At 62.4% G+C, this 20,744-nt stretch carries 18 protein-coding genes; 13 read left to right on the forward strand and 5 right to left on the reverse strand.

The annotated features are described in order from the left end of the window. Positions 1 to 582, forward strand: a 582-nt coding sequence (locus J0I64_RS09490; protein WP_291407492.1) for a DUF1643 domain-containing protein, incomplete at its 5' end; no start/stop codon positions are given. Between the two features lie 18 nt (positions 583 to 600). Here the strand turns inward: J0I64_RS09490 and J0I64_RS09495 are convergent. Then, positions 601 to 1,626: a LacI family DNA-binding transcriptional regulator gene (locus J0I64_RS09495; RefSeq protein WP_291407494.1), complete on the reverse strand. Its 1,026-nt coding sequence runs from the start codon at positions 1,624 to 1,626 to the stop codon at positions 601 to 603. 249 nt (positions 1,627 to 1,875) lie between these two features. Between J0I64_RS09495 and J0I64_RS09500 the strand changes: the two genes are divergently transcribed. The 8 genes from J0I64_RS09500 (at position 1,876) to J0I64_RS09535 (ending at position 11,241) form a co-directional block, all read left to right on the forward strand. Beyond that, on the forward strand, positions 1,876 to 2,910 hold the full coding sequence (locus J0I64_RS09500; protein ID WP_291407496.1) for a Gfo/Idh/MocA family oxidoreductase: 1,035 nt from the start codon (positions 1,876 to 1,878) through the stop codon (positions 2,908 to 2,910). A gap of 9 nt (positions 2,911 to 2,919) precedes the next feature. Next, the gene (locus J0I64_RS09505) at positions 2,920 to 3,816 is read left to right on the forward strand and encodes a sugar phosphate isomerase/epimerase (RefSeq protein WP_291407498.1); all 897 of its coding nucleotides are present in this window, start codon (positions 2,920 to 2,922) and stop codon (positions 3,814 to 3,816) included. Between the two features lie 75 nt (positions 3,817 to 3,891). Then, a complete protein-coding gene (locus J0I64_RS09510; protein ID WP_291407501.1) occupies positions 3,892 to 4,938 on the forward strand; it encodes a LacI family DNA-binding transcriptional regulator in 1,047 nt (348 codons plus the stop codon). A gap of 68 nt (positions 4,939 to 5,006) precedes the next feature. Beyond that, positions 5,007 to 6,236 carry a sugar ABC transporter substrate-binding protein gene (locus J0I64_RS09515; protein WP_291407503.1) on the forward strand — a complete coding sequence of 410 codons (1,230 nt, stop codon included), beginning with the start codon at positions 5,007 to 5,009 and terminating at the stop codon, positions 6,234 to 6,236. 204 nt (positions 6,237 to 6,440) lie between these two features. Next, positions 6,441 to 7,343: a carbohydrate ABC transporter permease gene (locus J0I64_RS09520; protein WP_291407505.1), complete on the forward strand. Its 903-nt coding sequence runs from the start codon at positions 6,441 to 6,443 to the stop codon at positions 7,341 to 7,343. Beyond that, positions 7,340 to 8,167 (forward strand): carbohydrate ABC transporter permease, encoded by an 828-nt coding sequence (locus tag J0I64_RS09525; protein ID WP_291407507.1) that lies wholly within the window; start codon positions 7,340 to 7,342, stop codon positions 8,165 to 8,167. Before J0I64_RS09520 ends, J0I64_RS09525 begins: the two co-directional genes overlap by 4 nt. Then, entirely contained in the window at positions 8,164 to 9,219 is a 1,056-nt protein-coding gene (gene ugpC / locus J0I64_RS09530; protein ID WP_291407510.1) for a sn-glycerol-3-phosphate ABC transporter ATP-binding protein UgpC, read from the forward strand. Before J0I64_RS09525 ends, ugpC begins: the two co-directional genes overlap by 4 nt. A 114-nt stretch (positions 9,220 to 9,333) precedes the next feature. Next, positions 9,334 to 11,241: a beta-L-arabinofuranosidase domain-containing protein gene (locus J0I64_RS09535; RefSeq protein WP_291407512.1), complete on the forward strand. Its 1,908-nt coding sequence runs from the start codon at positions 9,334 to 9,336 to the stop codon at positions 11,239 to 11,241. A gap of 174 nt (positions 11,242 to 11,415) precedes the next feature. Here J0I64_RS09535 and J0I64_RS09540 read toward each other — a convergent pair whose 3' ends face one another. Next, the gene (locus J0I64_RS09540) at positions 11,416 to 11,988 is read right to left on the reverse strand and encodes an XRE family transcriptional regulator (RefSeq protein WP_291407514.1); all 573 of its coding nucleotides are present in this window, start codon (positions 11,986 to 11,988) and stop codon (positions 11,416 to 11,418) included. 69 nt (positions 11,989 to 12,057) lie between these two features. On the opposite strand from J0I64_RS09540, the gene J0I64_RS09545 reads away from it, so the two are divergent. Beyond that, positions 12,058 to 13,248 carry a glycine C-acetyltransferase gene (locus tag J0I64_RS09545; RefSeq protein ID WP_291407516.1) on the forward strand — a complete coding sequence of 397 codons (1,191 nt, stop codon included), beginning with the start codon at positions 12,058 to 12,060 and terminating at the stop codon, positions 13,246 to 13,248. Further along, the gene (gene tdh, locus J0I64_RS09550; RefSeq protein WP_291407518.1) at positions 13,248 to 14,285 is read left to right on the forward strand and encodes an L-threonine 3-dehydrogenase; all 1,038 of its coding nucleotides are present in this window, start codon (positions 13,248 to 13,250) and stop codon (positions 14,283 to 14,285) included. The genes J0I64_RS09545 and tdh overlap by 1 nt, the downstream gene beginning before the upstream one ends. A 388-nt stretch (positions 14,286 to 14,673) precedes the next feature. On the opposite strand, the gene J0I64_RS09555 is transcribed toward tdh, so the two are convergent. The 3 genes from J0I64_RS09555 to J0I64_RS09565 all read right to left on the reverse strand — a co-directional run bounded on the left by J0I64_RS09555 (position 14,674) and on the right by J0I64_RS09565 (position 18,312). After that, positions 14,674 to 15,273 carry a YigZ family protein gene (locus J0I64_RS09555; protein ID WP_291407520.1) on the reverse strand — a complete coding sequence of 200 codons (600 nt, stop codon included), beginning with the start codon at positions 15,271 to 15,273 and terminating at the stop codon, positions 14,674 to 14,676. Between the two features lie 212 nt (positions 15,274 to 15,485). Further along, positions 15,486 to 17,075: an ABC transporter substrate-binding protein gene (locus J0I64_RS09560; RefSeq protein WP_291407521.1), complete on the reverse strand. Its 1,590-nt coding sequence runs from the start codon at positions 17,073 to 17,075 to the stop codon at positions 15,486 to 15,488. A 31-nt stretch (positions 17,076 to 17,106) separates the two neighbouring features. After that, positions 17,107 to 18,312 (reverse strand): M20 aminoacylase family protein, encoded by a 1,206-nt coding sequence (locus J0I64_RS09565; RefSeq protein WP_291407523.1) that lies wholly within the window; start codon positions 18,310 to 18,312, stop codon positions 17,107 to 17,109. Between the two features lie 681 nt (positions 18,313 to 18,993). Between J0I64_RS09565 and J0I64_RS09570 the strand changes: the two genes are divergently transcribed. Next, the gene (locus tag J0I64_RS09570) at positions 18,994 to 19,641 is read left to right on the forward strand and encodes a TetR/AcrR family transcriptional regulator (protein ID WP_291407525.1); all 648 of its coding nucleotides are present in this window, start codon (positions 18,994 to 18,996) and stop codon (positions 19,639 to 19,641) included. Positions 19,642 to 19,667: 26 nt separating this feature from the next. Further along, positions 19,668 to 20,687, forward strand: a complete 1,020-nt coding sequence (ilvC, locus tag J0I64_RS09575; protein WP_291407527.1) for a ketol-acid reductoisomerase — start codon at positions 19,668 to 19,670, stop codon at positions 20,685 to 20,687. Positions 20,688 to 20,744: the final 57 nt, after the last annotated feature.

Genomic DNA, 20,744 nt, shown 5'->3' on the forward strand with positions numbered 1-20,744 from the left:
TCTCACGGCATGAGCCAGACCTCGCTAGACCTGGGCGATGACACCGCCCACGATCCCGGCGGCAAGGTGCGCCTGCGCCTTGGCGCCGGCGTCCACGGCGATGCGGTCATGAGCGAAGATGGCCGCTACCGCCAGCTCATGCGCCGCTGGCTGGGCGATGCCTTCCCGGAGAACTACATCCTCTTCATCGGCATGAATCCCTCCACTGCCGATGCCACGGTTGACGACCCAACCTGCGCCCGCGAATGGACCTTCGCCCGCCGCGAAGGTTTTTCCGCCATGGTCAAATGCAATGTCGGCGACTACCGCGCCACCGACCCCAAAATGCTGATTCAGCCCGGCGTGGTCGCCGTCTCTCCGGCCAATATCCCCGCCATCCGCCAGGCGGCGAATGGGGCTGGGCGCATCGTCCTCTGCCACGGCAAGCTCAACAAGGCCCTCGCGCCGGCCGGCCGCGAGCTGGTTGCAGCTCTCCGTAGCGATAACCTCGATCTCTGGTGCTTTGGCACTAACGCCGACGGCTCGCCCAAGCACCCGCTTTATTTGCGCGCCGATACGCCGCTCATCCCGTTCCCTGCCTGATGGGCAGGGCGGTGGCGGCTATCCGACGTCGCTTTCCCCCGGAACCAGCTCCATCGGCCATATCCGTTGCACCATCCCCAGCGGATAGGCTTCGGCATAGGCCGGCATGGTTGCGAGCAGCGATTCCCCCAGCGCAATGCCGAGGTCCCGCAGCGACACCCGGAAACAGGTCAGCCGCGGCGACATGAAGCGCGACACGGGGTTTTCGCGGAACCCAACGATGGCGAGATCGCGTCCCGGCTGCAGGCCAGCCTCGGCCAGCTGGCGATAAATGCCGAGCGCCAGCAACTCATAGTTGAGGATGATCGCGGTGGGCCTGTCCTTCATCGCGAGGATATCGCGCCCCAACTGATAGCCACCCAGCTCCGAAGATGGCACGCGCATGATCAGCGCAGGATCGAGCGGTAGCCCGTGGCGCTTCAGCGCCGCCTTGTATCCGTCGAGGAAAACGAAGCCGAGATTGATGTCATTGCTCGGCACGGCCGCGGCAATGCGGCTATGCCCGGCCGCCACGAGACGATCGATGCCCCGGCGGGCCACCCCGTCGAAATCAAGGTCGATCCAGGGATAGTCGCCGCTCGTCATCGACCGGCCCAGCGCAATGAAGGGAATGCGCGCCTTGGTCAAAAGGTCGATACGCGAATCCTTGCGATGCGTCGCCGAGATGATCAGCCCGTCGACCAGCCGCCGCCCGATCATGCGCTGCAGATAGACCGATGGGTTTTCGTCGGTCGGGCAGGGCAGGGCCACCAAGTCGAGGTGATGCCGCGTAAGCACCGATTGCACCCCGTCGAACACGCCCATGAAGAACGTGTCGCTATTGCTGTTGATGTCGGCACCAAGCTCGATCATGAACCCGATGGCATTGGTGCTGCCTTGGCGAAGGCTGCGCCCGGCCTGGTTGGGCACATAGCCCATCTCCGCCGCTGCCTCGAGCACGCGGCGGCGCGTGTCCTCGCTGACATCGCTCCGCCCATTGAGCGCGCGTGAAACCGTGCCGATCGAAATGTTCAGATCCTGCGCCAGGCGCCTGATGCCCTTCATCCGTCCCCCAAAGATGCGTGCCGCAGCGCCTCACTGTTCGCCCAAATGGCGAATGATCTCAAGGCCCTGTCTGTCGTTTCCATCCGCACGAAAACGCGTCGCCCAGATCGTTCTCAACAGTCACCAAAAACGTTTACGGAACCGTCTTGACACGGATTTCATCTCAATTGTAGCGTCGTAAACGTTTACGGTAACGAGGCCCTTGAAGCTGTACCAAATGCAGCCGGTCCGTTGCGGGGAGGGTTTTCGGTGCAGTTCACAGCCGTTCTTGCGGGTTGCGGAGCCATGTCCAAAGGCTGGCTCGAAGCCCTGACCACGCACCCCTTGCTCAAGGGGCGGGTAAAGGTCGTCGGCGTCGTCGATCTCGACCGCAAGGTGGCCGAAGCGCGTGCGGCCGAGTTCGCTCTCGATGACGTTCTGATCGGCACCGATCTCGAAGCCGTCCTGGCTCAGACCAGTCCCGATCTGCTGTTCGACGTCGTCGTCCCGGCAGCTCGGCCGGCTCTTGTTGCGACCGGCCTGCGCCATGGCTGCCACGTCCTCACCGAAAAGCCGATGGCGCCGACGCTCGAGGCCGCCCGCGAAATGGTGTTCGAGGCCAAGGCCGCCGGGCGTCTCCACGCGGTGGTCCAGAACCGCCGTTTTGTCCCCGGCATCCGCCGCATCCGTCAACTGATCGAGAGCGGCGCGCTGGGGCAGGTGACCTCGCTCAATTGCGACTTCTTCGTCGGCTCCCACTTCGGCGGCTTTCGCGAGGAAATGCGCAACGTCCTGTTGCTCGACATGGCTATCCACACGCTCGACGCCGCCCGCTTCATGGCCGGCACGGCGCCCAGGGCGGTCTACTGCCTCGAAACCAATCCGCGCGGCTCGTGGTACGCCCATGGCGCCGCCGCCAATGCCATCTTCGAATTCGAAGACGACATCGTCTTCAACTATCGCGGCAGTTGGAGCGCCGAGGGCGCCAATACCAGCTGGGAGGCCGCCTGGCGCATCGTCGGTACGCGCGGCACGCTCCTCTGGGATGGCTATGATCGCTTCGAAGCCCATCAGGTCTCCGGCGACACCGGCTTCTTCCGGCCCCTTGAGATGCTGGACATTCCCGACATGCCCGACACCACCAAGACCGAGGGCCATGCCAGCGTGATCGCTGACTTCCTTGCCGCCATCGAGGCCGGCACGGAGCCTGAAACCGCCGGCAGCGACAACATCAAAAGCCTCGCCATGGTCTTCGCCGCCATCGAAAGCGCCCGCCTCGGGCAACGTGTTCTCATTTCAGCTTAGGTTTTTCCCGTGACCAATCCCGCCAAGTCCATTCGTATCGGCACCATGATCAGCGCCTCGGGCGGCCAGGCGGCCACCCGCATCGGGGAAATCGCCGACCTGGGCTTCGAAAGCTTCGAACCCTTCTTCTGGCAGACGACCAACGGCCAGGACCTTGCCGACCTGGGCAAGCGCTGCCGCGAGGCCATTGGCGATCGCGACATCACCATCTCGACCATCGGCATGTTCGGCAATCCGCTGGAAGATCAGGAGCTGGATCGCCAGACCCTGCAGGGCTGGAAGGATTGCATCGACAACGCCCATCACTTCGGCGCCACCTGCGTCGCCGGCTTTACCGGGCGCATTCGTAACAAGATGCTGACTGATAGCCTCCCGCGCTACAAGGAAGTCTGGTCCGAACTCGCCAAGCGCGCCGCCGACAAAGGCGTCAAGATCGCCTTCGAGAACTGCGCCATGGACGGCAATTGGCAGACCGGCGACTGGAACATCGCGCACAATCCCGACGCCTGGGAGCTGATGTTCAACGAAACCCCGGACGACAATATCGGGCTCGAGTGGGAGCCCTGCCACCAGATGGTCTACCTGATCGATCCGATCCCGCAGATCCGCAAATGGGCGCACAAATTCTTCCATGTTCACGGCAAGGACGCGACCATCCGCTGGGACGTCATCCGCGAGCACGGCGTCTTCGGCAAGGTGCCCTTCGTCTTCATGCGCACGCCGGGCTTCGGCGACACCAATTGGACGGACGTTATCTCTGAGCTTCGCCTCGCCGGCTACCAGGGTTCGATCGACATCGAGGGCTGGCATGATCCGGTCTATCGCGACGATCTCGAAATGACCGGTCAGGTCCACGCGCTCAACTATCTCAAGTCCAGCCGCGGCGGAGAATTCGTGACCGCATAAAAGTATGACTTATCTTGACGAGGTCAAGAATAAGGTTTTCTCTGCGTGAGAAAACGGTTTCCTAAGGAGGTTTGTATGAACGCTGGAGGAGGAAGGGTTCGTATTTACGACGTCGCGCGCCTTGCCGAGGTCAGCGTCGCCACGGCCTCCAAGGCGCTCAACGATACCGGGCGGATGACCGAGGAAACGCGCAATCGCGTCAAGGCGGCAGCGACAGAACTCGGCTTCCGGCCCAATGCCATGGCGCGCGGCCTGATCCAGAAGCGCAGCTTCACTATCGGCCTTTTGACCAACGATACCTATGGCCGCTTCACACTGCCGGTCATGGCCGGCATTTCCGCGGCGCTCGTTGATCGCGGCGTGTCTGTCTTCCTCTGTGGCATTGAGGACGATCCTGCCTTGGGCCGCGTGCATCTCGATGCCATGCTCGATAAGCAGGTCGATGGCATCATCGCTTCGGGAAAACGCATCGACCGGCGTCTGCCCGTCGATCTCAGCGACCTGCCGGTTCCGGTGGTCTATGCCTTCACCGAGGGGCAAGAAGGCTCGGTAACCCTGGTTTCCGACGACTTTCAGGGGTCCACCGAGGCGGTCGAACACCTGCTGGCTCACGACAGAAAGCGTGTCGTCCATGTTACGGGTCCTGAAACCTTTGCCTCGGTCAGGGAGCGCGCTTCCGCCTACCGCGCCGTCATCGGCGGCGAGGGCAGGGTGCTCTACGGCACCTGGTCCGAAAGCTGGGGCCATGAAGCCGTAGCAGAACTCTGGGGCACCGATGGCGAACACCCAGACGCGGTCTTCTGCGGCAACGACCAGATCGCCCGCGGCGTCGTCGATGCCTTGCGCGAGCGCGGCATAAAAGTGCCCGAAAGTGTCTCGGTGGTTGGCTTTGACAATTGGGAGATTGTCGCCAGCCAGACCCGGCCGCCGCTGACCTCGGTGGATATGAATTTGGAAGCCATCGGCCGCGAGGCCGGACGGCTTGTGCTGGAGCTTGCCGAGGGCAAGCCCGTGGAGCCCGGCGTGCGGAAACTGCCGTGCCGGCTCGTCATCAGACAATCCAGCGGTGGCGACGCCGCGGTTACCGAACGTCGCGGAGGTCTCGCTACCGCCGCCGACTAACCGCTGCCTGGGGCAGGAGGGCCCCGCGCAGCATTTTTGCGGCGATTGTGCCGCTAGGGAGGAAGTACATGAAACTGCATTTTGCCGGCCTTCTTGCTGCTGTGAGCCTTGGTGCAATGAGCCTGGCGACGCCTGCCTTCGCGCAGGTGACGCTGAAAATCTGGTCGATCGACGGGGTGGACCGCGTCGGTATCGCCGATACCTTCTCGAAGGAATTCGACGAGGCCAATGACGACATCGTCGTCGAATATCGCGCCATTCCGTTCGACGATCTCGTCAACGAAACGCTGCGCGCCTTCGCAACGGGCAATGCCCCCGACATCGTGTCCTTCGACAATCCCGATTTCGCGCTGTTCTCGTCGCGCGGTGCCATGCTCGATATTACCGACCGGATCGCCAATTCGAGCGTGATCAAGGCCGACAACTATTTTGCGGGCCCGCTGAATTCGGTTTCTTGGGACGGGAAGCTGTTCGGCATTCCGAAATATACCGACACGATCGGCGTGTTCTACAACAAGGACCTCTTCGCCAAGGCCGGGATCACCGAGCCGCCGAAGACCTGGGCGCAGCTGACCGAATATGCCGAAAAGCTGACCGATCCGGCCAACAACGTATATGGCGCAACCTTCTCGGCCCGCGCGGGTGAAGAAGGCACGTTCCAGTTCCTGCCGATCATCCAGATGTCGGGTGGTGGCTATGACCACGTGAACACCGACGGCGCGGCCGAAGTGCTCGATCTTTGGAAGAAGATGGTCGACAACGGCTGGGCGTCCAAGGACGTGCTGAGCCTCGGTCAGTGGGACTCCACCGGCACCTTCAACTCTGGCAATGCCGCCATGGCTATTTCTGGCCCGTGGGAAGTCGATCGTATGGTGGAAGACGCCAAGTTCGACTGGGGCGTGGCTCTGTTGCCGACCATCACCGAAGGCGGCGAACGCTCCTCCGCTCTCGGCGGGTTCGACTGGGGCATCATGTCGACCACCAAGCACCCGGACGAAGCCTTCCGCGCGCTCGAATACTTTGCCAGCCAGGACAACCGGATCTTTGCAGAATTCGGTTCCATTCCGGCACGCAGCGATATCGAACTGCCCGTGACCGGCGTCGAGAAAAAGGACGCGGCGCTGAAGGTGTTCCTCGAACAGCTCCAGTACGCCCAGCCGCGCGGTCCGCACCCGGAATGGCAGAAGATCTCCAAGGCCATCTATGACGCCATGCAGCAGGCGCTGACCGGCCAGATGTCGTCCAAGGATGCGCTGAACCAGGCGCAGACCACCATCGACGGCATTCTCGGGAAGTAAGGCGGCTTTTGTCAGGAGTCGGCCGGTTAGGCCGACTCCACCTCTCCCTCCGGGGGAGAGGTCGACGCGAAGCGGCGGGTGAGGGGCCTTCGGCACCCTTGGCACAAAGGCCCTTCACCCGGATCGCCGCGCCATCCGACCTCTCCCTCGAGAGGAGGAGGTGGCGCTTCGCGCCCGACGAGAACGGTCTGGTCTGGAGGTCTTATGCGACGATTTTTGGGTTCCCTGCGCGATGGCGCGGGATTCGATATTCTGCTTGTGGGTGCGGCGATGGTGTTTCTCATCGCCATGGCTGGCCTGCCGCTGATTTACAACGTGCTGATGAGCTTTCAGCAGGTGGACATGTTCACCCTGGGCTCGTTGATCCGGCCATGGGCCGGCTTCCAGAACTATATCGATGTGGTGCGCGAACCGGCGTTCTGGCTGGTGGCGAAAAACACCTTCATCTTCGTCTTCTTCTCGATGGGCGGCCAGTTCGTCATCGGTTTCGCACTGGCGCTGTTCTTCGCGCAGAATTTTCCGGGCGCATCGACTATTCGCGGCCTGTTCCTTGTCTCGTGGGTGATGCCGGGCCTCGTGGTTGGGGCCATCTGGAGCTGGATTCTCGCCGGCGACTTCGGCGTGCTCAACACCATCCTCAAGAATTTCGGGGTCATCAGCTCCAATATCTTCTGGAAGTCGGACCCGGCCTTTTCCATCTGGGCGGTGGTCATTGCCAATATCTGGCTTGGCCTCGCCTTCAACATGCTGCTGCTCTCGGTCGGCCTCGCCGCTATCCCGCGCGATCTCTACGAGGCCGCCGAACTCGATGGCGCCAACGCCTTCCAACGCTTCTGGACCATCACCCTGCCGATGATGCGTTCAACCATCGGCGCCGTGCTCTCGCTGGGTCTTATCGGCACCCTGCAGCAGTTCGACCTTTTCCCCGCGATTACCGAAGGCGGCCCCGCCAATACTTCGACGGTCGCTCAATTCTGGTCCTGGCAGATGAGTTTCAAGCTCTACGATTTCGCCAAGGGCGCCACGATTTCCGTGATGATGCTGATCCTCGTTTTGATCGCCTCGATCATCTACGTGCGCTCGACCCGCCATGAGGTGCGCGGATGACCCGGCCCTATATCCAATGGCTGCTCGTTGCCGTCGCCCTCGGTCTGGCAGCGGTTTATCTCTTCCCGCTCTACTGGATGTACATCACGAGCTTCAAATCGGGTTCGGAGATCTTTGCCAATCCGCCCACGTTCTGGCCGCGGGAGATCGACCTGTCGATCTATCCCAATGTCTGGACCCGGCGAACCATGCACGTGTTCCTCTGGAACTCGACGCTGATCGCGGCCGGGGTCACGGCCATCACAGTCATCTTCGGCACAGGCTGCGCCTATGTGCTGGCGCGGTATCGAAGCGTCTGGGTCGATATCGGCCTTTTCTCGGTGCTGATGCTGCAGGTGCTGCCCGCATCTGTCATGGTGACGCCGCTCTTCGTCGCCTTCAGCCAGTTGGGGCTTCTGAGCTTCCCGCGCTCGGCCGTGGTGCTGGCGGCGGCGGCAAAGGCCATGCCCTTCTTCGTCGTCCTCGTGCGCGCCACCTTCATGACCGTGCCGCGTGAACTCGAGGAAGCCGCGCTCGTCGATGGCAATTCGCGCGTCGGCGCTTTCTTCTCCATCGTCTTGCCGCTGGCGCGAAACGGCATCCTTGTCTGCGCCATCCTCACCTTCATGAGCTCGTTCGGCGAGTACATCTATTCCAAGTCGATCATCCAGGATCCGGCCTTGCAGCCCGCCAGCGTCGGTCTCTCCGGCTTCCTCGGGCCCAACTCGACCGACTGGAACTCCATCATGGCCTATTCGGCGATCTACGTGACGCCGATCCTCGCCGTTTTCGTCCTGCTGCAGCGCCGCATTGTCTCCGGCCTCACCTCGGGAGCGCTCAAATGACCGCCCAGATCGAACTCAAGAATATCGACAAGCACTACGGCGCCTTTCATGCGCTCAAGAAGGTCAGCCTCTCGATCGAGAAGGGGAGTTTTGTTGCCCTGGTCGGCCCCTCGGGCTGCGGCAAGTCCACACTGCTGCGGTCCATCGCCGGGCTCGAAACCATCACCTCCGGCGACCTGCATATCGCCGGCAAGGCAATGACCGGCGTGCCGCCCCGCCACCGCGACATCGCCATGGTGTTCCAGTCCTACGCGCTCTATCCGCATATGACCGTGGAAGAAAACCTCACCTATTCCCTCCGCCTTCACGGCGTGGGTAAGGCTGAGGCCAAGGCCAAGGCGGCCGAGGTCGCGGCCACGACCGGTCTCTCCGCGCTGTTGCCGCGGTATCCCCGCCAGCTCTCGGGCGGCCAGCGGCAGCGCGTCGCCATGGGCCGCGCCATCATCCGCAATCCCAAGGCCTTCCTCTTCGACGAACCGCTCTCCAACCTCGATGCCGCCCTCCGCGTGCAGATGCGCAAGGAAATCCGCGCCCTCCATGATCGGCTCGGCGCCACCTCGGTCTATGTTACCCATGACCAGATCGAGGCCATGACCATGGCCGATTGGGTTGTCGTCATGCGCGATGGCATCATCGAGCAGCAGGGCAGGCCGCTCGACCTTTACGATCACCCGGTCAATCGCTTCGTCGCCGGCTTCATCGGCTCGCCGGCAATGAATTTCCTCGATGGCACCGTGTCCGAAGATGGCGGCAGCGTCGTCCTCGCCGGCGGCGAACGCATTGCCCTCGGCAAGCCCGCCGAGCCCAACCGCCAGGTCATCGCCGGCCTCCGCCCCGAGCACCTGCGCATCGCTCAGGGGCCGGCAGACTTCCACGTCGAAGTCGGTAACGTCGAGTCGACCGGCTCTGCGACCTATCTCGGGTCCAGGGACGACCGCCTGCAGGTGGTCCAGACCGACCGGTCCTCCGTCGCCGTCGGTGACCGCGTCGGCCTTGAGATCGACCCCGCCCTCGTCCACCTCTTCGATCCGCAAACCGGCGCGCGCATCTAGCCCCAATCCCACTCCGCCCACCCCTCGTCGTCCCCGCCACAGCCGGGATGCCGAGGGGGAGGGGCACCGGCAAACACAGTCTTCTCTTTGCTTCGAAAGCGAAAAGGTTTTCTCATGTCACGCTACGCTCCCATCCCGTTTCCGGCCGTTCGACTTGAAGGAAAATTCTGGCATGAGCGGCTCGAAACCGTGCTCGATCGCACCGTTCCCAGCCAGCACAAGAAGCTCGGCGAATACGGCATCCTCGACTCGCTGAAACTGCACAATCCACCCCCGCCGCTGCGCTTCCCGCGCCACAGCAATGGTTTCACCGTGCAGGTCTTCTGGGATAGCGATGTCGGTAAGTGGATCGAGGCGGCCAGCTACGCGCTGGCCCATCGCCGCGATGCCGATATCGAAGCCAAGATCGAAGCGGCGGTGGACGATCTCGAAAAGGCCCAGGCGCCCGACGGCTACCTCAACTGCTGGTACCTTGGCCGCGAACCCGAAAACCGCTGGACCAACCTGCGCGACAACCACGAGATGTACAATGCCGGACACCTCCTCGAAGGTGCGGTGGCCTATTTTCAGGTAACCGGCCGGCGACGCTTCCTCGACATCATGGAGCGCTACCTCGACCACATCTATTCCACCTTCGGCACCGAGCCCGGCAAGAAGCGTGGCTATGATGGCCACGAGGAAATCGAGCTTGCCCTGATGAAGCTCTACTACCTCACCGGCGAGAAGAAGCACCTCGACTTCGCTGCCTACATGATCAACGAGCGCGGCCGCACCGACCCGCACTACTTCGACATCGAACGCGAAGCCCGGGAGGGCGGGGACGCGAAGCAGCGCTACGTGTTCGCCAATTACGAATACTCGCAGAGCCACAAGCCTGTTCGCGACCAGGAGAAGGTCGTCGGTCACGCCGTGCGCGCCATGTATCTCTACACCGCCATGGCCGACCTCGCCGCCGAACTCAACGATCCGGCCCTCAAGCGCGCCTGCGAAGTGCTCTGGGACGACGTCATGGAAACCAAGATGTACGTGACCGCGGGCCTCGGCCCCTCAGCGCACAACGAGGGTTTCACCCACGATTTCGACCTGCCCAACCAGACCGCCTATGCCGAGACCTGCGCCTCCGTCGCCCTGATCTTCTGGGCCCAGCGCATGCTCCATCTCGATCTCGACGGCAAATATGCCGACATCCTCGAACTCGCCATGTTCAACGGCGCTCTGTCCGGCCTCAGCCGCGATGGCGAGCACTATTTCTACGCCAACCCGCTCGAAAGCGACGGCACCCCAACCCGGTGGGATTGGCACACCTGTCCATGCTGCACCATGAACGTGTCCCGCCTCGTGGCCTCGGTCGGCGGCTACTTCCTCTCCGCTTCGGACAATGGCGTGGCCTTCCATCTATATGGCGGCATTGCCAGCACGGTCGATGTCGGCGGCCAACAGGTCGCCCTGCGCGAAGTCTCTAACTATCCCTGGTCCGGGGACATCCGCATTTCCGTCGATCCCGAAACGCCCGCCGCGTTCGACGTCAAGCTGCGCATCCCCGGCTGGTGCCACGGCGCCATTGTTTCGGTGAACGGCCAGAAGGTCGAAGCCAAGGCCGACAGGGGCTATGTCACCATCCACCGCACCTGGGCAAAGGGCGACACTATCGCGCTCGACCTGCCCATGCCCGCCGAGCGGCTCTATTCTCACCCGGGCGTGATCATGAATGCCGGCCGTGTCGCTCTCAAGCGTGGCCCGCTGGTTTACTGCCTCGAAGAAATCGATAACCCCGGCGGCCGCGTCCAGCGCCTCAAGATCAAGCGCGACGCCGCCCTCGAGGTGAAGACCGACCAAAACCTCTTCGACGGCGTCGTCACGCTCAAGGCACCAGCCACGGCGATCGACGAAGGCGAATGGGCCGGCCTCTACCGCACCCGGCCCCCGGCCGAACGCGAAGCAAGCCTGACCGCCATCCCATATTATCTCTGGGCCAACCGCGGACAGGGCAGCATGGTGGTCTGGATCCCCGAAGTGGTGTGAGTCACAGCTCTACCACGCTCGACGCAACACCCTCCCCTTAACGGGGAGGGCCGGTAAGGGGTGTTCACAAGCGCGAACACGCCGGTTTTCGCGCCAAACGCGCGCCCTACACAGCGTCATTCCCGCGAAAGCGGGAACTCTATTTCCGTAAGTCGCGGCAATAACCCGCCGCCATCACCCCCGATAATGCACCACCATCAGCGCCCGCGCCGGCCCACCTGCCTCATTGACGATCTCATGCGGCAAGTCCGCGCGATACCGCGCCGTCTCGCCCTTCATCAGCCCCTGCCGCGCACCGCCTGATATCACCGCCAGCCCATCCGTCCAGGCCGTCAGGTGTTCGGTCGTGCCGGCCGAATGCGGCGAACTCGCAAGGCTCCGTCCCGCGGCAATCTCCACCTCATACCATTCCACCTGGCTCGCCAGGTTTGGCGGGCTCAGAATGCGCAGTGTCCAGTCGCCCCTGGGGGAGCGGATCTCGGGCGTATGCGCAAGGCTCACCACCTCGATGGTCTCGGACTGTTTTTGCGTCACCCCGCCGCCAACCAGCTCGGCCAGATCAAGCTGCAACGCCTGCGTCAGCCCCCAGAGCACCGCAAAGGTCGGGTTAGCATCACCGCGCTCGATCTGCGACAGCATCGATTTTGAAACCCCTGAGCGGGCCGCCAGTTGTTCCAGCGTCAGGTGCCGGGCTTTGCGCTGGCCCTGAATGATGGGACCCAGTTGCGGCGGAGCGTCGGTGGTCATCGAAATTCCATTGTAACGGAAATGCAAATCCAATATACAGGAAATTCCATTATAGCGGAGGACGCGGCCATGAATAGCGGTTTTCTTGAACACGTGCGGACGGTTCTGTCCGACATCGAAGCGGCCGGCCTGCGCAAGCAGGAGCGTGAAATCACCGGGCCTCAGGGCGGCCGCATCGAGGTTGCCGGGCGCACCATGCTCAACCTCTGCGCCAACAATTATCTCGGCCTCGCCAATCACCCGGAAATCCGCCAGGCCGCCGCGGCCGCGCTCGATAGCCACGGCTTCGGCATGGCCTCCGTCCGCTTCATCTGCGGCACCCAGGACCTGCACCGCGAACTTGAACGCCGCATCGCCGCCTATCTCGGCAAGGACGATGCCATCCTTTTTGCCGCCTGCTTCGATGCCAATGGCGCGCTGTTCGAAACCCTCCTCGGCCCTGAAGACGCTGTCATCTCGGACTCGCTCAATCACGCCTCGATCATCGATGGCGTCCGCCTGAGCAAGGCCCGCCGCTATCGCTACGACACCAGCGACATGGATGCGCTCGAAACCCAGCTCAAGCAGGCCGAAGCCGATGGCTGCCGCTTCAAGCTCATCATCACCGATGGCGTCTTCTCCATGGACGGCCACGTCGCCAAGCTCCCCGAAATCTGCGCCCTGGCCGAACGCTTCGGCGCCCTCGTGGCGGTGGACGATTGCCACGCGACCGGCCATCTCGGCGAAAAGGGCAGGGGCACTCCGGCCCTGACCGGTGCCGGCAATGGCGTCGATATTGTTACGGGTACGCTGGGCAAAACCCTCGGCGGCTCCATGGGAGGCTTCATCGCCGCAGCCCAGCCGATCATCGACCTGCTGCGCCAGCGCGCTCGCCCCTACCTCTTTTCCAATAGCCTGGCCCCGGCCGTCGCCGCCGGCTCGCTCAAGGCCATCGACATCGCCGAAAACGCCGACGACCTGCGCCAGAAACTCGCCGGCCACGCCGCCCGTTTCCGCGCCGGCCTCAGTCAGGCAGGCTTCACCCTGATCGACGGCCAGACCCCGATCATCCCGGTCATGCTCGGCGACGCCGTCCTCGCCCAGCGTATGGCGGCCGAGCTTGATGCGCGCGGCGTCTATGTCGCCGGCTTCTTCTATCCGGTCGTGCCGCAGGGCAAGGCGCGCATCCGCACGCAGATGTCGGCCGCCCTGACCGACGAAGACATTGATTTTGCAATTGCGGCTTTCGGCGATGCCGGCCGCGCCCTGGGAGTGATCTGATGAAAGCGCTGGTCAAGGCAAAGCCGGAACGCGGCATCTGGATGGAAGACCGCCCGGTGCCTGCAATTGGGCCCGACGATGTGCTGATCAAGGTCAAGAAAACCGGCATCTGCGGCACCGACGTGCACATCTACAATTGGGATGAATGGGCCAGCCGCACCGTGCCGGTCTCCATGATCACGGGCCACGAATATGCCGGCGAGATCGTCGCTATCGGCGACAATGTCCGCAGCCTCAAGATCGGCCAGCGCGTCTCCGGTGAGGGGCACGTGGTCGGCGGCAATAGCCGCGCGGCCCGCGGCGGCAAGTACCATCTCGATCCCGATACCAAGGGCATCGGGGTCAATCTGCCCGGTGCCTTTGCTGAATTCGTCCGCATCCCGGCCTTCAACGTCGTGCCGCTGCCCGATAGCGTCGACGATGAAATCGGCGCCATCCTCGATCCGCTCGGCAATGCGGTCCATACGGCGCTCTCCTTCGACATCGTGGGCGAGGACGTCCTGATCACCGGCGCCGGTCCCATCGGCATCATGGCCGGTGCAGTGGCGCGCCATGTTGGCGCCCGGCACGTCGTCATCACCGACATCAGCCCCCAGCGCCTCGAACTGGCTGCCAAGGTTGCCGATGTCGTTCCGGTCAATGTCGCCAGGGAAGACCTTCGCGACACCATGAACCGCCTCGGCATGCGCGAAGGCTTTGACGTCGGCCTCGAAATGAGCGGAGCCCCCGCTGCGCTCGACCAGATGATCGACCACATGGTCATGGGCGGCAAGATCGCGCTCCTCGGCATTCCGGCGCGCCCGTTTCCGTTTGATCTGGGCAAGATCGTCTTCCGCATGATCACCCTCAAGGGCATCTACGGGCGCGAAATGTTCGAGACCTGGCACAAGATGCTGGCCATGCTCGAAAGCGGCCTCGATGTTCGCGGCGTCATCACCGGCCGCCGCCCCGCCAGCGACTATGCCGCCGCCTTCGAGGAAGCGGCCTCCGGCACCGGCGGCAAGATCGTGCTCGATTGGGAAAAGCTGGGCGCTTGAGCCCTCGGCACTCTCAATGTCGCCCCGGTCCTCGCCGGGGCGATTTTTGTTTTCGGCGCCGAATAAGCGCGCGCTCGGGTCAGATGCATCAGCCACACTCTCGAGCCCATGATACACCTTCAGCTTTCCAAGCCTGATTCCTTCCCGAGCATGCCGACCAAATTCCAGTCTGAAAAAGGGATCATCTCCCCGGCGTCCAATGCGGACGCGAAGTTCCCGATCTATTTTTGTGAAGATTGCGGGGCCCCGAACGCCGCTTTCGGTCGGACACGCGCCGATGGGCGGCTCAGCTATTGCGGCTGGGATGGCCATCAAGGCGTTTGTGTGGGGAAGGGCACGGCAGCGGATGGCGCCGCGCCTGTAGCTCCCGCCGCGCCCTGGTAGTCCGTCAGTCCTGAACCAGCACGACTTCTGCGCGCGCTGCCGAAACGTCTGCCACCATGCGTGCGAGCGCTTCGGTATCGCGTCGCGGAACAGCGATCGACCATGATGCGCCCTGCGGGTCGAACATGGGGTTGTCCATTCTGACGCCCGGCCAAGCTGCAAGGCGCGCTTGTACCAGGGCGAGGTCGCCAAAAGGACAGGTGACAATCGCGGCCACTGTATCGACGACGGCCTCTTTCTCGGCATCGCGAAGACACATGGCGGCGGTGCCGCCATAGGCCCTTACAAGCCCGCCGCTCCCCAGCAATACCCCACCGAACCATCGCGACACGACCACGACGATACGGTCCAAATTCTGTCCGTCGATGGCCTGCAAGATAGGCTTGCCCGCCGTACCGCTTGGCTCCCCATCGTCACTGAATCGATAGCTCTGCCCAATCCGCCAGGCAAAACAGTTGTGACCCGCCGAAACGTCAGCGTTCCTGGCGATGAATTCCTTGGCCGCGGCCTCATCATCAACCGGTGCCGCAAAGGCAACGAAGCGGCTTTTTTTGATCTCCTGCTTGGCACTTGCGCCGCCGACCAGAGTGTAAAGCGTACTCATGCGGGCGAGGGCGCACAGAATGCTTCAGGAAACGGTCGGGCTCTGGAGACAATGTGCATTGGTGTGGGGCAGGGGATCGCGGTGGCGTTGGAATGGCCTGACGTTAGCAGACCATTGCCCCGCAGTCGTCCTCAACAGTGGGGCATCCCCATGGATGCTGGTCGAGGTCGGCGTTGCCGTTGGAGATCCAGCAACGCCGCTTTGCTTGTCGGCTAGCTTTGCTTCCAGGCCTTTGCCAAATCGCTCGACGCGATATCGATCGTCGTAACGATGTCATTGATGCGCACGTTGCGGGCGATGACGGTGGGCAGGGCAATGATGGAGAAGTTGGGCAGCTCCTTGCCGACAATGACCTGGATGCGTTTGAACGTTTCAGCGCGCTTGGTCTCGTCCACCTCCACGGCGGCAGAGCGGAAGAGGTCATCGACTTCCGGGTTGTTGTAGTGCGCCGCATTTACGTAGGGCGAGATGTTCTTGATGCCATCGGACCAGTAGAGGCGTTGTACGCCGGCAGTCGGGTCGAAGAGGCGGCTTATGCCGTTGATGTTGATGTCGAAATCGCGATCCGTGTAAACGCGCTTGATGAAGGTCGCGAGGTCGCCATCGACGATATCTACCTTGACGCCCAGTTCGCCGAACGATGATCGAATATACTCTGCGGTCTTCTTGAAGGTGTCCCCCGGCAGGAAGGTCAGCTTCAGCGAAAAGCGAGTGCCGTCCGCGCCCTTCGGATAGCCGGCGGCGTCGAGCAGAGTGGCCGCCTTGGCCGGGTCATAGGGATATTGGAACGGCGCCTCGTCATTGTACGCGGTGAAGACCGCGGGGATGTTGGAGCCTGCGGCCTTGGCGGTTCCGTAGTAGATATTGTCGATAATGAACTGCCGGTCGATGGCCTGGGCCAGCGCGTGGCGAACCTCGGTTTTCGCCAGAATTTCATTCTCGAGCTTGTACTCAAATACCTGGGCGTTGTTGAGATAGGCGTCGGTGTAGACGTCCACTTCGATGTCCGGCAACGCAGCCAGACGACCGATCTCTGCCAGGGGTACGCCGGTGGTATAGTCGGCCTCACCGGTTTCGATGGCGACGGCCGCCGCCGCACCGTCGCTGGCGAAACGGGCGACGAAACCATCGAGGTAGGGCAGGTCGGGTTGCCAGTAGTCCGGATTGCGGGACAATCGAACAAAGCTGCCGCGCTGCCATTCCTCGAATTTGAACGGGCCTGTCCCGATTGGGGCACTGCCATTTGCGCTGCTGGCATAGTCATCGCTTGGATAGGCGTGTGCAGGCAGGATCGGCGTTTCCCCACCGGTCAGGGCGCGCAGGAGATAGGGCGTCGGCTTTGAGAGAACCACGATGGCCGTGTGCGCATCGGGCGTTTCGATCTCCTTGATATTGGCAAAGGTTATTCGGCCACGTGGCCCCACGGCCTTGTAGGCAAGCAGCGTGAACTTGACGTCTTCGGAGGTGAAATCCGCGCCGTCATGCCACTTTACGCCCTGACGCAACTTGAAGGTGTGCCGCAAACCATCCTCCGAGACCTGCCAATCTGTGGCGAGGACCGGCTGGGCATTGAACTCGCTGTCAAACCGAACGAGTCCTTCCAGGATTTTGGTGGAGATGTCGCGGGTGCGGGTATTGGAATCGAGCAGTGGCACCAGCGTTGTCGGCTCGCCCACGGCGACGAAGGTTGCAACGCCACCGCGCTGCGGACTGGATGATTGCCCGAAGGCACTCCCGCCCAGGAGAACGGAGCCGCCGAGCGCGGTGCCGGCGAGCAGGAAAGTACGACGATCCAATGCCATGGTTATAGTTCCTTTCTGAGGCTGTGGAGTTTCAGGCGGCTGCAAGCCGCGTTTCGATGAGGCGGGCGAACAGGGTCGCGCCAACCGGCAGCAGGGCGTCGTCAATAACGAAGCCTGGATTGTGCGCGGCCACCTTGCCGCGATGGCCGAGGGTAAAAAACGCACCTGGCGCGTGCTTGAGCATGTCGGCGAAGTCTTCGCTGCCCATGGCACGATGGGGCTCTGTCGAAACGCGATCCGCGCCGAGCACCTCGCGCCCCACGGCGGCAACGTGTTCCACGGCTTCGGCGCTGTTCGTCAGCACCGAGAAAATGTCGCGAATGTCGATTTCTGCCTTGAGGTTGTGGGCAGCAGCGATGCTGTTGGCGATTTCGCGTATCCGCTGACGAATTGTCGCGCGCACGTCGTCAGAGAAGGCGCGGACGGTCCCGGCAAGGGTCGCCGTTTCGGGAATGACATTGTAGGCCGAACCGGCTTCGATGCGTGTCACCGACAACACCGCAGGATCGGTCGGCGAGACATTGCGACTGACGATCGTCTGTAGCGCCTGAACCAGTTCCGCTGCTGCGGGGATAGGATCGTGCGCTACATCGGGGTGTGCGGCATGGGCGCCGCGTCCGATAAGCTTGATGTCAAAGAAATCGGCGCCGGCAAGCAGGGTCCCCGGCGAGGCCCGAAGATGATTGGGCTTGGAATAGGTGGCCGGCGAGTTGTGCAGACCATAGATTTCGTCGACCGGGAAGTCCGTGAACAGGCCATCCTCGATCATGGCGCGCGCGCCGCCAAGACCCTCTTCGGCTGGCTGGAAGATGAAGTTTACGGTGCCGGCGAAATCGCGTGTCTCGGCGAGATAGCGCGCTGTGCCCAGAAGGATGGCTGTATGGGCGTCGTGCCCGCAGCCATGGAAGCGCCCTGGATAGACCGAGGCATAAGGTAGCCCAGTCTCTTCCGGCATGGGCAGCGCATCCATATCCGCCCGCAGCCCGATGGACCGGTTGCCTTCGTGCTTGCCTTTGAGTTGCCCCACGACGCCGGTCTTGCCGTAGCCGCGGTGGACTTCAATACCCCAGGAAGCGAGCTTCTCGGCGACAATGGCCGACGTCCGTTCTTCCTCGAACCCGATCTCGGGGTGCTTGTGGATATCTTGCCGGATGGCTGCAAGCTCGTCGGCGAAGCTGGCGATCAAAGGGAGAATGTTGGGTAGGGGACCTGTTTCGGTTTCAGGAGCAAATGTCATGGCCGGGCTCGCACTACGACGGAACAACGTCGCCTGACCGAACGCTAGATGCTTTAGTATAGTAAAACGATAGACATTGTTAAATTAGTTGTTTGCGCGTTCTGTGGAGCCGGAGAAAACAATTCCATTCGCCTGAGGATAGATACGAAGGGCCCAGGACCGGTGCGAATTCCTCAGCGTCGCGGCGAGCCGGTTGAGGTTATGCTCCACGAGCATCCCATCGCGCCGCCATGGAGGCATTGGGCGCGAGCCGTCATTGATAGGAAAGCGGCGAGCTTTTGCACCCAAATGCACGGCGTGGGGCAGGGGATCGCCGCCGCGATCGAGCAACCCTAACCCGGGCCAGCCTGCCCCTCTCGACGGGCACTATTCAACTTCATTCTCCCAACGTTCGTCGAGTGGGGAGGTCCCTTGCTGACTTCGGTGCCGCAGTGGCGTGGCCGAAAACCCCGAGGTTAGTGGGATCAGCACGCGACAAGGCAGCTCAATTCAGTGGTTCAGTCGTCGCGCGGTTCGTTGCCCAACCCGGGACCCTGTATTGAAAAACCGGGACTTTGCGGGGCCGCATACAAAATCCTCTCCAAACCCCAAATTCCCCCTTGCGCGGAACCGTACCGTACGGTACGCCTGCGGACGGAAATTGCCGAAAGCGTTCGGCTATGGCTGTGCGGGGAACGACCAGTGCCTTTGCCCATCAAGATTAGCGAAGAGACCTTCACGCCCCGCCAGCAGGCGGTGCTGACGGCCGCGCTCGATCTGTTGGTCGAGAACGGCGATGGCCTGACCATGACCGCGGTGGCCCGCCGCGCCTCGTGCTCCAAGGAAACGCTCTACAAGTGGTTCGGCGACCGCGATGGCCTGCTGACCGCGACCGTCCAGTGGCAAGCGGCCAAAGTGCGCATGCCCCATGTCGACCGCAGCCATCTCAGCGCGAAAGTGCTCCGCGAAAGCCTTGAGCAATTCGCTCGCGACTTACTCACGACGATCGTCGGCGAAGTCTCGATCACGCTCAACCGCACCGCCGTTACCCATGCTGCCCAGGAAAAGGACAGCCTGGGCAATATCGTCCTCGAAAATGGCCCCCTGGCCATTCGGCGCCGTCTGAAGCCCATTCTGGAAGCGGCGCGCGATGCGCGGCTCCTGCGCTTCAATGCCAGCGAAGACGCCTATCGTACCTTTTTCGGCCTCGTCGTCCGCGATGTGCAGATCCGTCTGCTCCTCGGCGACAAGGGGCTGACCCAATCCAATGTCGAAGCCAACATCGAAGCCGATGTGAAGGCCGCGACGGATCAGTTCCTGGCCCTCTACGGGGCTAAGGCCAATATCTAAGAAATCGCAGTTGAGGGGAGATACCCATGCGCGTCTATTACGATCGTGATGCTGACATCAACATCATCAAGGCCAAGAAGGTCGCCATCATCGGTTACGGTTCGCAGGGCCACGCCCATGTGCTGAACCTGCGCGACTCGGGCGTCACCAACGTTGCCGTTGGCCTGCGTCCGGGCTCGCCGTCGGCCAAGAAGGCCGAGAGCGAAGGCCTCAAGGTCATGTCGGTTGCCGAGGCTTCCGCCTGGGCCGACGTCATCATGCTGCTGACCCCCGACGAACTGCAGGCCGATATCTACAAGAAGGACATCGAGCCCAACATTCGTGATGGCGCAGCGCTCGCTTTCGCGCACGGCCTCAACGTCCACTTCAACCTGATCGAACCCAAGTCCACCGTCGACGTGATCATGATCGCGCCGAAGGGCCCGGGCCACACCGTTCGCGGCGAATACCAGAAGGGTGGCGGCGTGCCGTGCCTGATCGCCGTGCACCACGACGCTTCGGGCAATGCCCACGACATCGCTCTCGCTTACGCATCGGGCGTTGGCGGCGGCCGTTCGGGCGTCATCGAAACCAACTTCCGTGAAGAGTGCGAAACCGACCTCTTCGGCGAACAGGCAGTTCTCTGCGGCGGTCTCGTTGAGCTGATCCGTGCTGGCTTCGAAACGCTGGTGGAAGCCGGCTACGCTCCGGAAATGGCCTACTTCGAGTGCCTCCACGAAGTGAAGCTGATCGTCGACCTGATCTACCAGGGCGGCATCGCCAACATGAACTACTCGATCTCGAACACGGCCGAGTGGGGTGAATATGTCACCGGTCCGCGCATCATCACCTCGGAAACCAAGGCCGAGATGAAGCGCGTTCTGCACGACATTCAGTCGGGCAAGTTCACCTCGGACTGGATGCAGGAAATCAAGGCAGGTGGTTCGCGCTTCAAGGCGACCCGTCGCCTCGCCGACGAGCACCAGATCGAGGCCGTTGGCTCGCAGCTGCGCGACATGATGCCCTGGATCAAGGCTGGTGCCCTGGTCGACAAGGCGAAGAACTAATCGCCATAATTGGTTAGTAGAGACGGGGGCTTCGGCCCCCGTTTTGTTTTTCAGCGT

It is taken from the genome of Devosia sp. (assembly GCF_017307565.1).
Classification (GTDB): domain Bacteria; phylum Pseudomonadota; class Alphaproteobacteria; order Rhizobiales; family Devosiaceae; genus Devosia.